The organism is Solibacillus sp. FSL R7-0682, from assembly GCF_038005985.1.
Lineage (GTDB): Bacteria > Bacillota > Bacilli > Bacillales_A > Planococcaceae > Solibacillus.
The window spans coordinates 30,922-44,786 of the sequence record NZ_JBBOUI010000002.1 but is presented as its reverse complement, the minus strand read 5'-3'; the positions used below and the strand labels follow the sequence as shown (position 1 = coordinate 44,786).

At 34.1% G+C, this 13,865-nt stretch carries 18 protein-coding genes and 2 pseudogenes; 12 read left to right on the top strand and 8 right to left on the bottom strand.

Features of this window, described 5'->3' with window-relative positions; translation table 11 throughout:
- Positions 1–93 precede the first annotated feature (93 nt).
- From MKZ17_RS20420 to MKZ17_RS20410, 3 genes are all read right to left on the bottom strand, one after another.
- Positions 94–360, bottom strand: a complete 267-nt coding sequence (locus MKZ17_RS20420; RefSeq protein ID WP_340725637.1) for a hypothetical protein — start codon at positions 358–360, stop codon at positions 94–96.
- The gene (locus MKZ17_RS20415) at positions 357–1,235 is read right to left on the bottom strand and encodes a helix-turn-helix transcriptional regulator (RefSeq protein WP_340725636.1); all 879 of its coding nucleotides are present in this window, start codon (positions 1,233–1,235) and stop codon (positions 357–359) included. The genes MKZ17_RS20420 and MKZ17_RS20415 overlap by 4 nt, the downstream gene beginning before the upstream one ends.
- Positions 1,236–1,691: 456 nt before the next feature.
- Positions 1,692–2,177 (bottom strand): NUDIX domain-containing protein, encoded by a 486-nt coding sequence (locus tag MKZ17_RS20410; protein WP_340725635.1) that lies wholly within the window; start codon positions 2,175–2,177, stop codon positions 1,692–1,694.
- A 465-nt stretch (positions 2,178–2,642) separates the two neighbouring features.
- On the opposite strand from MKZ17_RS20410, the gene MKZ17_RS20405 reads away from it, so the two are divergent.
- On the top strand, positions 2,643–3,266 hold the full coding sequence (locus MKZ17_RS20405; protein WP_340725634.1) for a hypothetical protein: 624 nt from the start codon (positions 2,643–2,645) through the stop codon (positions 3,264–3,266).
- A 366-nt stretch (positions 3,267–3,632) separates the two neighbouring features.
- Here the strand turns inward: MKZ17_RS20405 and MKZ17_RS20400 are convergent, their stop codons facing one another.
- A complete protein-coding gene (locus MKZ17_RS20400) occupies positions 3,633–4,037 on the bottom strand; it encodes a transposase (RefSeq protein ID WP_445326959.1) in 405 nt (134 codons plus the stop codon).
- A 1,101-nt stretch (positions 4,038–5,138) separates the two neighbouring features.
- Here MKZ17_RS20400 and MKZ17_RS20395 point away from each other — a divergent pair.
- Both MKZ17_RS20395 and MKZ17_RS20390 read left to right on the top strand, forming a co-directional pair.
- Positions 5,139–5,666 carry a hypothetical protein gene (locus MKZ17_RS20395; protein ID WP_340725633.1) on the top strand — a complete coding sequence of 176 codons (528 nt, stop codon included), beginning with the start codon at positions 5,139–5,141 and terminating at the stop codon, positions 5,664–5,666.
- Between the two features lie 140 nt (positions 5,667–5,806).
- Positions 5,807–6,004: a hypothetical protein gene (locus MKZ17_RS20390; protein WP_340725632.1), complete on the top strand. Its 198-nt coding sequence runs from the start codon at positions 5,807–5,809 to the stop codon at positions 6,002–6,004.
- A gap of 452 nt (positions 6,005–6,456) precedes the next feature.
- Here the strand turns inward: MKZ17_RS20390 and MKZ17_RS20385 are convergent, their stop codons facing one another.
- The gene (locus MKZ17_RS20385; RefSeq protein ID WP_340725631.1) at positions 6,457–6,840 is read right to left on the bottom strand and encodes a hypothetical protein; all 384 of its coding nucleotides are present in this window, start codon (positions 6,838–6,840) and stop codon (positions 6,457–6,459) included.
- A complete protein-coding gene (locus tag MKZ17_RS20380; protein WP_340725638.1) occupies positions 6,837–7,040 on the bottom strand; it encodes a helix-turn-helix transcriptional regulator in 204 nt (67 codons plus the stop codon). The genes MKZ17_RS20385 and MKZ17_RS20380 overlap by 4 nt, the downstream gene beginning before the upstream one ends.
- 11 nt (positions 7,041–7,051) lie before the next feature.
- On the opposite strand from MKZ17_RS20380, the pseudogene MKZ17_RS20375 reads away from it, so the two are divergent.
- A pseudogene (locus tag MKZ17_RS20375) lies at positions 7,052–7,939 on the top strand (IS3 family transposase); the annotation flags it as partial.
- 60 nt (positions 7,940–7,999) lie between these two features.
- Here the strand turns inward: MKZ17_RS20375 and MKZ17_RS20370 are convergent.
- Positions 8,000–8,200, bottom strand: a complete 201-nt coding sequence (locus MKZ17_RS20370; protein ID WP_340725630.1) for a hypothetical protein — start codon at positions 8,198–8,200, stop codon at positions 8,000–8,002.
- A 345-nt stretch (positions 8,201–8,545) separates the two neighbouring features.
- A complete protein-coding gene (locus tag MKZ17_RS20365) occupies positions 8,546–9,472 on the bottom strand; it encodes a serine hydrolase domain-containing protein (protein WP_340725629.1) in 927 nt (308 codons plus the stop codon).
- Positions 9,473–9,926: 454 nt separating this feature from the next.
- Between MKZ17_RS20365 and MKZ17_RS20360 the strand changes: the two genes are divergently transcribed.
- From MKZ17_RS20360 to MKZ17_RS20325, 8 genes and pseudogenes are all read left to right on the top strand, one after another.
- Positions 9,927–10,316, top strand: a complete 390-nt coding sequence (locus MKZ17_RS20360; RefSeq protein ID WP_340725628.1) for a hypothetical protein — start codon at positions 9,927–9,929, stop codon at positions 10,314–10,316.
- A 52-nt stretch (positions 10,317–10,368) separates the two neighbouring features.
- Positions 10,369–10,845 (top strand): hypothetical protein, encoded by a 477-nt coding sequence (locus MKZ17_RS20355; protein WP_340725627.1) that lies wholly within the window; start codon positions 10,369–10,371, stop codon positions 10,843–10,845.
- A gap of 26 nt (positions 10,846–10,871) precedes the next feature.
- Positions 10,872–11,297, top strand: coding sequence for a hypothetical protein (locus tag MKZ17_RS20350; protein WP_340725626.1), 426 nt, complete (start codon positions 10,872–10,874; stop codon positions 11,295–11,297).
- Between the two features lie 224 nt (positions 11,298–11,521).
- A pseudogene (locus MKZ17_RS20345) lies at positions 11,522–12,061 on the top strand (recombinase family protein); the annotation flags it as partial.
- A gap of 462 nt (positions 12,062–12,523) precedes the next feature.
- Complete coding sequence (locus tag MKZ17_RS20340) at positions 12,524–12,841, top strand: hypothetical protein (protein ID WP_340725624.1); 318 nt, start codon at positions 12,524–12,526, stop codon at positions 12,839–12,841.
- A 102-nt stretch (positions 12,842–12,943) separates the two neighbouring features.
- A complete protein-coding gene (locus MKZ17_RS20335) occupies positions 12,944–13,084 on the top strand; it encodes a hypothetical protein (protein ID WP_340725623.1) in 141 nt (46 codons plus the stop codon).
- 29 nt (positions 13,085–13,113) lie between these two features.
- Positions 13,114–13,452 carry a CagC family type IV secretion system protein gene (locus tag MKZ17_RS20330; RefSeq protein ID WP_340725622.1) on the top strand — a complete coding sequence of 113 codons (339 nt, stop codon included), beginning with the start codon at positions 13,114–13,116 and terminating at the stop codon, positions 13,450–13,452.
- Positions 13,453–13,522: 70 nt separating this feature from the next.
- Entirely contained in the window at positions 13,523–13,861 is a 339-nt protein-coding gene (locus MKZ17_RS20325; protein WP_340725621.1) for a conjugal transfer protein, read from the top strand.
- Positions 13,862–13,865: the final 4 nt, after the last annotated feature.

The following is a 13,865-nucleotide window of genomic DNA, read 5'->3' as shown; positions in this document are numbered from 1 at the left end:
TCATTTGGGAACGTTATTTTGAATTTGAATGTATATAAAACCGCCCACTTTGGTGGCACTTTTTCTTAACGTTATAAATTTGGCGAGTCGCTGTTAAGCTGCAACCGCAAAATGTGCGTAAATCTCATTGACTGTATTGTTGACCACCATTTTGTTTTTTACATCTAAGTCCAAAACCTTTTTACTTAGCTCTGCATCTGTTTCGAATAGGGCTTGGTTTTGCATGTAGATTACATAGGCTTGTGGATGGTCGGATTTGATTTTTTCCATCTTTGACTCAATTTTATGTTCCTTTGTTCCATAGCCTAACGACGTATAGATGTTGATGAAGATATCAAATAGTATATCGAGTAGCATCATAAATCATCAAACCCTAAATTCACTGGCTCTAACGGTAATTCACCAGCAGAGCCTGCTATATTAGTGGATGGTACTGAATCGTCCACTTCCTCAAAGGCGATTCCATCAATCCATGCTTCACCTGAACCAGCAAGTAAAACTCCAAAATGAATAGCGGCGCTCTCTTCTGGTATATCTAACACAATGAAGTAATAATTCCAGTCAGTTGTACCATGGATGGAACGATTGTCCATATTATCAAACTGCAACAAATCACCATTTTTTGTATCAATTCGGCACCAAGCCCCGCATTTCATTGCATCTTTTGTTTTGATGAAGCAGGACATTTTCATTCGCTTACCAATCCAATTTTTAGCGGAAAATACTTGCATCATCGTACCAAATTGCCCTTCCTCAGCAGGACGTGTAGAGCCAAGATAACCAGATTTTGAGCCTGTATGGAATACTTCGTGGTCGGCTTTCATTGTATAAGCAGATGGGTTTGTCCCCGTTAATAACCAACCTTTTACCTCGTTTGTTGTTGTCATTTCCTGTTCCTCCTTTGTGTATAAAGAACGCATCATATGGCGGTATTTACCGGGTGGCATGCTGTATAGCTCTTTAAATGCACGTGTAAAAGCTTCTTGCGATTGAAATTGACATTCGAACGAAATATCAAGGATTGTGTAATCAGTATGAAGCAATAAAAAAGCAGATACGGCCAGACGTCTTTTTCGAATATACTCGCCAATCGTTAAACCAGTTTCTTTTTTAAACTGACGCGTCAAATAAAATTTCGAATAGCCAATTTTTGTTGCGTAATGATCCAACTGCCATGTTGTTAATAAGTTCTCCTCTAATGTATCCACGATTTTCTGAACGATTTCACTATACATAACTGCTCACCTCAAGATTAAGTATATAGGGGGAATAAGGAATATTTTTGATAATTATTGCACTATTGTAAGTATAAGGTTTAAAAAGAGAGATTAAAATGTGGTGAAGCAACCATTATCTAAGGGCGGAGAGCTATATCTTCACAAAACTTTTCTGTTCTTTGCAAACTAAAATAGAAAAGGAATGCTCTTATTGTGTCGAAAGGTAATTTTGTTTGTTTTAATAAAAACACGTTACCAAAGCGTCCTTTGGTAAGATTCTATTTATACGTTATCGCCATTCAGAACAAGTGGATCGAACAGTCTTCTTTAAAATTATTTTTCGCAGCGTCCCAGAGTGTTATTTTCTATAAAAAACAGCGACAAACATTGTTAAATCAGTGTTTGTCGCTGTTTCAAATGTTACCAAGCTTGGATTTGGGAACGTTTTTTTGTATGGGGTTGTATAAAATAATTCTAACGAACTCGATACACCTCATTTAGTTTATGCTCTTCTATTAAATCAATGTTTCTAGGATTTTGCGTATATTCCTGTAAATAATGTCCGATGTTTGCGTACATTTCAATATTTTGTAACTCTAAAATAGGTAGCCATTTAACATCTATTTGATTTGAATCTGGGTTTTCTGGAAATTTTGGTGTACTAGGGCTTTTTATTTTGCATTCAAACATCATAACTAATGTATGTATGTTCCCAAACTTTTCAAAATTAAGATGAGGTGTGTATTCATAAACAAAAGCTAGAGGACCTACTTCTACATCTATACACGCTTCTTCTTTAGCTTCTCTTTTAACTGTATCTGTAATTGATTCATTGGGTTCCGCTCCACCAGCAGGTAAATCGTAAACGATACCTCTTATTGGGTCGTTATACACCGTTAATAATATTTCATTATTTTCTATGATTATTGCACCAGCTCGAACTCTAATATGAGAAGACATTTAAAAACCTCCTAAGTTGATATATTAAGGTTTCTAGAAGATGCGAATGAATTCCTTTAAATGCCCCCAAAGCGATGTTTGGTAATCAAAAACAGCTAAGAATACGAAATGTCCTGGCTGCTGGCTCGAATGTTCCCAATGGCTTATTTGGGAACGTTTTTTTAGATTTAGTTTGTATATTAAAGATAATTGTTTATTTAATCTTATGTATCTAAAAACTGAGCCGTTATTATATACCATTGAAATCACCACCCTCATTCCCTATATTTTACAACTATACATAATAATTAGTTTTATGGTATAATTTGTTACGAAAGTAAATGGAGGTATAGGTTGCTTGGTCCTTACTGAATACAAAGGTTTTCAAAGCGTTTTATGCACTAAATTATCTGAGAATACAATTCTTAGATAATCCAAAAAAATTGAGAGAAGTTAATCACAGCTTCTCGGAGGAGGATTTATTTTATGAAAGTATTCAAAAAAATCGCTAGTTCTTTAATTGCCTTAGTATTATTATTTAGTTTAAGCTCTAATGCTTTCGCTAAGGGTGAGGGTGAGCAAACTTTCGAAAAAATTACAGTAACAGATGAAGAGCTTGATAGAGCAATTGAGCAAGCTTTACAAATGAAATTAGCTACAATTGCCGATGAAGAAGAGCGTAAAGATATGGAACTTGCGCTTAGAGGAAACCTTGCAACAATCGAAATGCCTGATCTTTCAGACGAAAACGTAATTATGCCACTTTTCGACCTTGGCGATATTTGGACGCCAAACCTTCCAGATATTCATCTTCAAAACAAGTATGTAAAAGCTTCAATTGATGTAATTTTAGATGCAATCTTACTTTCTCTTGGAGTAGGTACAATCGCTGTTGCCTTAAAGAAATACGGCGCTAAAGAATTAGCAAGAATGTTCACAAGCTCAATTAAAACTAAAATCTTAGGTAAAGCTGCAATCGCATTAGGTATCAGCCTTCCTGTACTTGCTGATTTCGTAGTTAGTGTATTAGATCCAGCAGAAAAAATCACAAACTACATTGATTCAAAAGATGCAAAACCTAAAAACGGATACTTCGATGTTATTTGGTAATCTGAAATGAACGATAAATTTAAACTCATTTCAATTATTTTTCTTTATCTTTTAAGCAGTTATTTCCTTAATATTATAACTGCTGACCATAAAACCTTTACGTTATTGTACAAGGTTACTTACGGAATCTTTTTCGTACTAATTTTGTATTACGCCTATAAAGTTTTAGCAAAAAAATATAAGTAACCACGCAACCTCTAGGACTTATATTAATAAAATATATCCTATAAGTTATTTACTTTTATGAACTGCACCCCAATTGTTAGACACGTCTAACAATTGGAGGCGCAGTTTTTTTACGATTAGTCAAGTGTATCCCGGTAAATTCTTTTATATTTTCGATTTCTGAGCTGGTAGTGCGGACTCTTAATCGTACAGTATACCGTGTGTCATTAACTGAAATGTCACTTTCAGAAATTTATTGATACACGCCACAATTGCGACCTTATGAGGCTTCCTCTGAGGTTGCGTTTTTAATTTATAATAGTAATCAACAAAATGGTTCGGTTTTCCTTTTGCCATAATCATTGCACAGATCATAAAAAATAAAATCTTTCGTAGCTTCTTGTTTCCTCGTTTATTGATACGGTCACGGTACTGGGTATTCCCAGGTTGATAGCGCATTATATCAATCCCTACGTATGCGTTGATTTGTTTGGTGTTTTTAAAGCGTCGAATATCACCTAGTTCACCAATTAATCGACAAGCAGTTGTATCGCCAACGCCTGGAATCGAACGCAATACGAGATATTCTCTTTTTCCCTCAGACATACCACCATTTACTTCACAAGCTCTTCTTTCTTTTCCAATAAATTAGCTGTGTATTCTTCAGTCGGTGATATTACAGGTCCAGGTCCATTTTGGATATATTCCCTATAAATTTAACTAAATGTAAAAAAGTACACTTCATATATATAGATTGAAGATACCAGAACAACCCCAGACAACGATGCAACCAATAATTTTTTAGGAAAAGGTTTCTTTTTAATAAAAGAAATTATTATCCTAGTACATAAAAGCAAAAATAATATAACGGTAATGAAAGCAATCAAAAAACCAAATAAAATTAAAATCATAAATCCCCCATTCATAAGTTCAATTACAATCAACTCAAATATTGATAATTTTGTACTCATAAGAGTAACGAAATTAATTGGTAGAAGTTACGAAAGTTGATAACCTTCCCAAAGCGTCCTTTGGTAACATTCATTGAGATTCTATTTATATTTTACCTTCATTCAGATAGAGTGAATTGAGCAGCCCTCTTTAAAATGATATCTCGCAGCGTCTCAGAGCGTTATTTTCTATTAAAAACAGCGACAAACACTGATTTAACAGTACTTGTCGCTGTTTGGAATGTTACCAAGCTTTTATTTGGGAACGTTTATTTGAATGAGTTTGTATATGCTAAGAATTAAAGAAGATTCGATTTTATCTATAAAAAAATGGTTATTTAGCTTCAAATGCTTTGCTTTCCTTGATTTAAGGAAAGTGTTTTTTCATAAAGCCCTTACTTCTCTTTCCTCTTTTTCAAAATTTACTATATGTACCTTGAGTAATTTTTGCGAATCTAGCAATTTCAAAATGGTTATATCCCCTTTGAAATTCTCGCTATTATTCCAAACATAATATATCACTTCTGAATTTTTAATATTCAAAAATGAATATTTTGAATTTATCTAAATTTTACCATTTATAGTTAAAATGAGAGGAGGAAAAAATGGTTGATATTGAGTGGCAATGTTAATTTTATGGTTGACAGGTGGCGAAGTATTTGTGTTTAAAAACTTCTACAATTCAATTGTAATTTCCTATGTAGAAGATTCAGTTAAATGAGAAGTAGTAAAATAAAAATGGAATGGGGTAATTATTATGAAAAAAATATTATTTTCAATTTTCTCGCTAGTATTGATTATTTCAAGTTTTGCTTTCGCAGCACCTAATGCAAATGCAGAAGGAAATGACGAAGAATTAGTTAATGAATTAGCAGAAGCTTTACAATTTGCTTTTGAAGAAGCAGCATTATACGATTTAGCTGGTAATGTAATTGGATTGGATACAGATAAAATTGCTGAAAAGTTTGGTGATTCAGTTGATACTGCATTATTAAAAGATATAAATAAATTGAATGCAAAACAGAATGTTCTTAAAGACGAGATGATTACTCCATTTACTGCAAAAGTAGATGCTTGCATTAACACCCTTATTATGGAAAATTATGGTTGGATGCTTGGAACAAGTGCATTAACTATAATTTATGATTATCTAAAAGCTGGTGAATTTACGAAAGCAGCAGGTTACTTGGTGAAAATAGGCTTTAAGGGCTCCGTTCCTGGTATAGCGGTTAATCTATCGGCATACTTCTTCTATTGCTTATACACAGAAGAGGGCTGGATATAATATACAGAATACAGAAAAGAATTTCCTACTCGGAAATTCTTCTTGGCTTTAAACTTATCAAGTGTAGGGTAGGAGTGTTTACTGGGAAGCAATACTGTATGATGTATTGCTTCTGTTATTATAGTGAAGGGGTTGGTAATATGAAAAAAAATCAATTATCTTATTTTGCTTTTCCCGTGATTTTCTTTATTGTTTTAACTATTAAACAATTTTTCTCTAACAGTGATATTAAATGGAGTGAAAACTTAATTATTTTAGCAATCTCCTGTGTACTTATATATTTATTTGTAAGTATATATAATTGGGCAAAAAAGCCTTATTCTTGGAAAAAGAATTAACAATTGGTACTGCAAATTGAAATTAATCTTTATTACTCAACGAATTGATATCATTTATAGGGAAATCATGAAATAGAATAGTTGAATACTAACCTGTTCCAGTTGACTTCATGTACGTGTCCTCCTAAACTTTACTTCTTTTTCTCGTTATTCTTTAAATGCTCTTCTAAACGATTTTCGTACATCCCACGAATACGATCATTTTCAACCTGAAGTTCTGTAATACGGGCATTGTATGTATCTAGCTGGGCCTGCAGTTTCTCTTGGTATTCACGCTCAGCTTTTACGATTGCACGTTCTAATGCAAGCTCATGGCGTTCTTGTAGGAGGGCAGTCGTTATTGCGGCACATACTGATCTTTAGTAGCCAAAAACCCCCATTATATTAAATGGGGGTGATTCCCTAACTTCCATTTGGGAACGTTATTTTTTTATTTCTGTATAGATTAATCATTAAATTAGTTTCGAATAAATAACCATCGTTAATGGAATTGACGTAATCATAATGCAAAATAAAACTAATAAAACTTGCGTAGCGCTTAAAGTAATAGGTCCTAGTGAACCAGTTAATAGAAACAGGATTAGGAATGCCCCGAATAATGTAAAATAATTTACTGTCATACTCTTGCCTATAATTTCTTTTGTACGTTCATCTCTCGGAAATAAATGAGGTGACAAATAGGACATCATTAATGCACTTGTTCCCAAGAAAAAAGTCATAATCCCTTCTGGGAAGTCACCATTTGCAATATATGGGTAATTAATGTAAATACTTAGTGGAATCATTATAATACCTAAAAATAGGTATGTTAATTGATTTTCACGTGCTTTTTTCATTCAAACTCCCCCTCATAAATAAATATATCTTCAATCTTGCAGTTGAAAATTTCTGCCAATTTAAAAGTTAAAATAATGGATGGGTTATATTTTTCTTTTTCAAGTGAAATGATTGTTTGTCTAGAAACAGAAAGTTTTTCCGCCAACTGGTCCTGCGTCATACTATGTTGAGCTCGTAGAACCTTAATATTATTTTTGATAGTAAGTCCTCCTTTATATGAGCCAAAGAAAAATCACCACGAAAGACAAAGTAAAAGTTATTTGTGAATTAAGGCATAAATATTCGGTGAAAGCACTTGTGGCATTCGCAGAAATTAAACGCAGTACGTATTACGATATAGTGAAGAAGATGAATCGACTAGATCCAAACGCTGATTTAAAGGTCGAAATCCAAGCGATTTACGATGAACATGAAGGTCGTTATGGTTATCGTCGTATTCGTGACGAGTTAGCGAATCGTGGGCGAAAAGTGAATCATAAGAAGGTTCAACGCATCATGAAAGAGCTAGGCTTAAAGTGCTTAGTACGTATGAAAAAATATAAATCATATAAAGGTAAAGTCGGTAAAATTGCGCCAAATATTTTAGATCGTAACTTTCTAGCAGAAGCACCAAATCAGAAATGGGTAACTGATATTACTGAATTTAAATTATTTGGAGAAAAGCTTTATTTATCGCCTGTTTTAGATTTATTTAATGGTGAAATTATTACGTATAAAATTGGATCAAGGCCAACCTTTTCCCTAGTTTCAGACATGTTAGAAAAGGCGTTAGAATGCTTACCAGAAGACCACCAGCTATTAATACATTCGGATCAAGGCTGGCATTATCAAATGAAACAATATCGCCACAGTCTTGAAACAAGAGGCATTGTGCAAAGTATGTCCCGTAAAGGTAACTGTTACGATAACTCCGTGATGGAGAATTTCTTTGGCATCATGAAATCTGAATTCCTCTATTTAAAGGAATTTGAAAATATCGAGCAATTCAAAAGAGAACTAGAAAAATATATCAACTACTACAATAAAAAACGGATTAAGGCAAAATTAAAAGGTATGAGCCCGGTACAATATCGAACTCATGCCCAAATGGTTGCCTGAAATTACCGTGTCTAACTTTTAGGGGTCACTTCACATTTGGGAACGTTATTTTGTATGGATTTAAAGAGCCCTTTTTAAAATACGTTTTAAATCAAAAAAGCCAATTGTCCCACAGATTATTACTCCTAAAGATAGCAATACAGACATAAACAAATTATCTCCCCAACTTACAATAAGACTATATAAACAACCTATTGCAACAGCTAACGCAGCATAATCTTTTCGCCATTTCTCAAGTTTAGAATTTTTATTATTATTCAATCTTTATCCCACCTTTGCTTATAAAAATCACTATATTATTTAAATTTAAAGAGAATACAGTTTGATAACAAGCATTAGCTATTTTTTAACGTTCCCAAAGCGTCCTTTGGTAAAATTTCATTGAGAGTCTATTTATATGTTACAACCATTCAGAACAAGTGAATCGAACAATCTTTTTTAAAATAATTCCTCACAACGTCTCAGAGCTTTATTTTCTAATAAAACAGCAACAAACACTGATTTAACAGTACTTGTCGCTGTTTGAAATGTTACCAAGCTTGCATTTGGGAACGTTATTTTGTATCTAAATGTATAAAATGAGCCGTATATAAAGTTCGTATTAGATTATTTGATTATATCAATTGCAAGTTTGAAAAATAGGTCTGCACTAGGAGCAGGAATAGGGTCTCTTCTATGTACAAGGCGGATTGCAATAAAATTTTCTTTCGGGCTCACTAATAAATACTTACCACCAAAACCACTCATTCCGTAGCCAATATATACATCTTCCACATAAGCTGTTAACCATAAGTAACCCCAATTTCGATTAATGGACTGAGTAGGGTGAGTAGCCATATCAATCCAATGTTTAGTAATAATTTGTTGCCCATTCCATACTCCATCATTTAAATGCAAATAGGCGAATTTTGCTAAGTCAATTCCTTTTAAGGAAAGCCCAGCGTATGCATAAGGGTTATTTGATTGGTCCTTTAACCACTCCCAATCTTTAATTCCTAATGGGATAAATAGTTTTTCATTTAGATATTGGTCTATTGTTTTGCCTGTTATTGTTCGTACAATTTCGGAAAGTAGACCAACTGCTTCATTATTATATTTTGAAACAGTACCTGGTTTATCCGTTATCGGTAAAGCTAAAACATATTTTGCAATATTCGGGGCAGCACTAAGCTCATTATCGTGTCCGTCTGTATGAATTCCAGAAGTATGCGTTAAAATATGCCAAAGTGTAATTTCACTCATTTCTGTGTTTTTTAAATTTGAGAAATAGGTAGAAATAGGCGTATGTAAAGAAGAAATTAACCCTTCGTCTATTAATAATCCGATTGCAGTTCCAGCAAAAACCTTTGTCAATGAATTAATGGCAATAGGTTTATTCGTATTTGTAAAATTTTCATGATACATTCCATTTTTAGAAATGAGTATTAGTTCATCTGATTCCTCGTCTTTACAATACTCAATAAGTGCATTCATTTTTTGGATATTTAACTCTAATTCGTTAGAGGGTATGTCTTTTAGAAATTGAGTGATCATAAAAATCTCCTTTGGTAATATTTTCTACAAACTATATTATCACAAAACATACCCTAATCACGATTTGGTAGCCAAATGAAATAAAAAGCAGCTAAGAACTTACTGTAGTCCTTAGCTGCTGAAATGAATGCTCCCTAAGAGTCATTTGGGAACGTTATTATTTATGCTTTATCAATTAAATAAAATAATTAAGTTTTGTTTTTCAATCTTTTTTCGATATATATCCAAGCATAATAAATGAGCCAAGCAATCAGAGGAATTAACATTAGATAAGTAAGCTCATTTGCCGGAAGATAGTATATTAAAAGTAAGCCTATTATTAACACTGGTACGAAGATAATAAAATACTTCTTTTATGCACAATGACACCAATCCCTTCACATCTCTTTATAAAATCAACTTTAACATATATTCCCAACGAAATGCACCCAAACCAGTGTTTGGGAACTTTATTTTGCTTAACGTTGTAAATCCGCATAAATCTGACGGGACCCCTATAAGACGTTTGCATAAAAAGCTGCCAAACGGGTTCCGTGGTGCAGTTAAAATTTGCCCTTTAGATTTTGAAGTGGAATACAAGCATATCAAATACACCAAAAGTATCACGGTAAAAAGAAACGGTACGTTCCGAACGATTGAAAATGAAAGTGTCCGAGAAGATATTCCAGGTTGTTTTTTTAATAAAAGTAAATTTGATTTATTATTGGGCATGGACGAAGGTGAAGGACGGAACCAGGCACTATTTAAACAAACACCGAATGAATTAAATGGTGTGAACGGCTGGCAGGATTTTTTAGATTCGAATGAGTTAAAATTAGGTATAATTGTATTTTATTGTAATTAATGTTACTCTATTATTGTTTTAAAAAACATATTAGAAAAGGTGGAATTAGAGAATGTCTTATTCAAAGCAAATTATAGCTGTAGTATTATCTGTAGTAATGATGTTAGGACTTACAACAAGTACGTTTGCTTCTACACCAGAAGTAACGACTCCAATCAAAGAAGTAAATACACAAGATATTGAAATTATTAGCATTGAACAAGATACAGAAGTAGGTACATATGGACTTCCAAGATTTTTTGCAGTAGCAGCAGTTAAAGGAATCTCGAAAGGTCTTAAAGCTGGAGCAAATAATAAATGGGTAAAACATGCCATTACTGAATATTTCGATGCACCAACAGCTAAAGTTTTCAAAACTAATTTATATGAGATTTCATATGTTTTAGACGATGCTATTGCATATAATCAACTTGCTGAAGACTGGATTGAACTCGGAATTTATAAAGTAATAATGAAAACTACTAAAAATGAAGGAATATCTCATGCAATTGCAGATGGCGTAACTTCACTTATTAGTATCTTTGTTTAAGAACGTATACACTGGAGTGAAAAACTTTGAACGATAAACAGCAAGAAAACATCAAAATTATAGAAGAATTAAGGTACAAGGTTTCATCTTTAGAGCGTAGTTTGATGCGTCTTTCTAGCTTAATTGAACCTAATTTAAAATACCCATACTGGCATAAACTTCTTTCTCTAGGTATTTTTGAAGAGGATAGAAAGAAACTAGAATATATTATGTTCCATCTATCAAACCGTTTAAACCAAGAACCAGATTCTTTTAGGATAGATACAGAATACCCATCTGAGTTGTTTGAAAAAGGTTTACCGACTGTAAATCAAACAATGACTATAATTTCATCTACTTTAAATATAGAGTATGAAGAAATTATTCAAGAAATCCTCTTATGTATGTATCGACAAGGTATGTTCAAAAATCTAATTAGTTTTCTATTTCCAGAAGAAGTAAAGAAACTATAATTAAAATTACTTGATTAGACCTCAATATATAAGATGTGAACACTACAATCGCAGTGTTCACATCTTTTTGGGGTCCCGTCAGAAAAATGCGGATTTACAACGTTAAGGGATTTTTTCTGACGGAAACGCCTATTTTAAAAACGTTAAGGAATTCGTAATGGGCGAAGTTCCTTTGGATTGTGGCTACCTTCTGATCTAAAGTGGTATTCACCTAAGAAATTAATATGCTCCCAAGAGTGAGTACACGACAGCAGGAATTGAATCGACAGTTAGATTTATTGAAGCAGTACAATTGCCAAGAAATTTTAACTGAGAAATTATCCGGAACGAAAACAGATCGTCCAGAATTAAACCGGCTGAAGGATAAATTGCGACCAGGAGACATGGTAATCGTAGAAAGCTTTTCTCGGTTAGGTAGAAGTACGAAGGATTTAATTGAATTAGTTGCGTATTTTGAAGAACGAGAGATCAAGTTGCTAAGCATTAAAGAAAACTTTGATACTTCAACACCACAAGGGAAATTAATGATGACGGTTTTCCAAGCATTCAGCCAGTTTGAACGTGATTTAATTGTCCAGCGAACGAAGGAAGGGCTAATCAGTGCTAGAGCCAGAGGGCGTCAAGGTGGGCGTCCGAAAGTGAATGAACGTGAGCTAAAAAAAGCCATCAATTTATATAAATCTGAACAGTATAGTGTGAGTGAAATTGTTGAAATGACAGGGATTAGTCGTGCTACAATTTATCGCTATTTAAAACAAGAGCAGCCCAACAGTTAGCGTTGTGCATGCTCTTGTTTCATGTCCATTTTTCCTTAACGTTGTAAATCCGCATTTTTCTGACGGGACCCCTATTATAACTTAATATACGACTAAAATTACAAAAAATCAGAATAATAGAATTCATTAAATTAAAATACATATCAACTATCTATTTACAGAGTAAAAATGCACCCAAACCGACGTTTGGGAACATTATCCCCCTTAACGTTGTAAATCCGCTTTTTTCTGACGGGACGCCTTAGCGTACAAAATTTCCGAAATGTTGACGGCATTCTTACTAAAATTATACCTTTTCACCTTTATATTTACAGAAAAATCAAATATTTTAATGACATTTTTGTTACAACTGTAACAAAAATGTCCGTTTCTTTAAATTCCACTACATATCCGCTTATTGTTTGGTAGAACGGGAAAATACGGTTATCAAAGGTACGAAAGTAGGTGATAGTGCTGATTACGGAACGTTGGTTAAGTAGTAAGCGAGCGACTGAATTTGTACATGACGGGCAAGTAGGCGTGAGTGATTCAGTGAAGGGGCAGCCACTTTCGAAGATTCGACAGCAGCTTGCTGAGGAAGAAGTGATTTCTTCTATTGAGGTTAAGCCACTTGTTTTACGGCAGCATTTTTTACAGCAAGGCAATGTAGCTGATGCTAACCTTGTCGATCAAGTAGATGTAACGGCAATTCGTGTGAAAGGCGGGCGTATTGTGAATGAAGTGTCCTTTGCCGGAGCTAGTTTTTTAGAAGGATTCTTGAGCGTGTAGGGGATTGAATTAGAGCGAGCTGTTCGGCGCTATGAGGAAAAGCTTCAGCTATTTGAAACCCTAGATCAAGAACGAAAGCAGCGAGCCGTTTTTGTTGGGCGATTGAAGCACGGAGAACTAGAACAGTTGTCCCCTTCATTTGAAACTGAGCAGCAAGCCAAAATACAGCTAGAAGCAATGAAGCAAGTAGAAAAGGAGCGTGCACTAGCGCCATCTTTAGAGGTGGAGCGTGATGAATCATAGAGAAATGAATAGTGAAAGTAGGTTTGCGTATGACAAATAACACAAAAGCAACGAGCTTAGTATTTGGAGCAGCTTTGGCCATTGTCGTTTGTTATTTCATAACACCCGAAATCGTTTTTGCCTCAGCTGGACAAGTCCAAGCTAAGCTCACAAATGCAGCCAATGTCGTGAAAGGCATTTTAACAGCACTTGTGGTCTTAGTCGGAATTTGTGCAGCTTTATTTATTATTATTAAGCGTATGCCGGCAGCAGATGATCCGCATGAAAAGAATGAAGTGTTTAAAAGTGTTGGGCGTGTATGTGCACTCGTTGCTTTAGCAGCAGCGATTATTTGGTTACTGCCTTGGGTTTATTCATTATTCACGTAAGTAGAATTTTAATAAGTAGAAAAAACTACTTATTAAAAGTAGAAATTTCTACTTTTGCGAGGTGTAGAAAATGGCGGAGCATAAAGGTAAAAAGTTTGTCTTCCCTGAGAATGTAGAGTCGGGTTACGGGATTTTTTTAGGGATTACACTGAAGGAATTACTGCTATATCTAGTGCCACCGATTGTCATTGGACTAATCATTGTCGCTTTGCCACCACATAACGTGTGGCTCATGTTTTTTAAGTTCATGCTTTTACTAATTGTGCTCATTATCGTTTTAGCTTTCTTGTCTTCTCGACCAATTCGCCATCGACCGAATATTCGTTTTCAGGATTATGTAAAGCTACGCAATCAATTTACGAGTAGACAAAAGCTCTTTTATATACGGAAGAAACAGAATCGCTTTTAAAGTA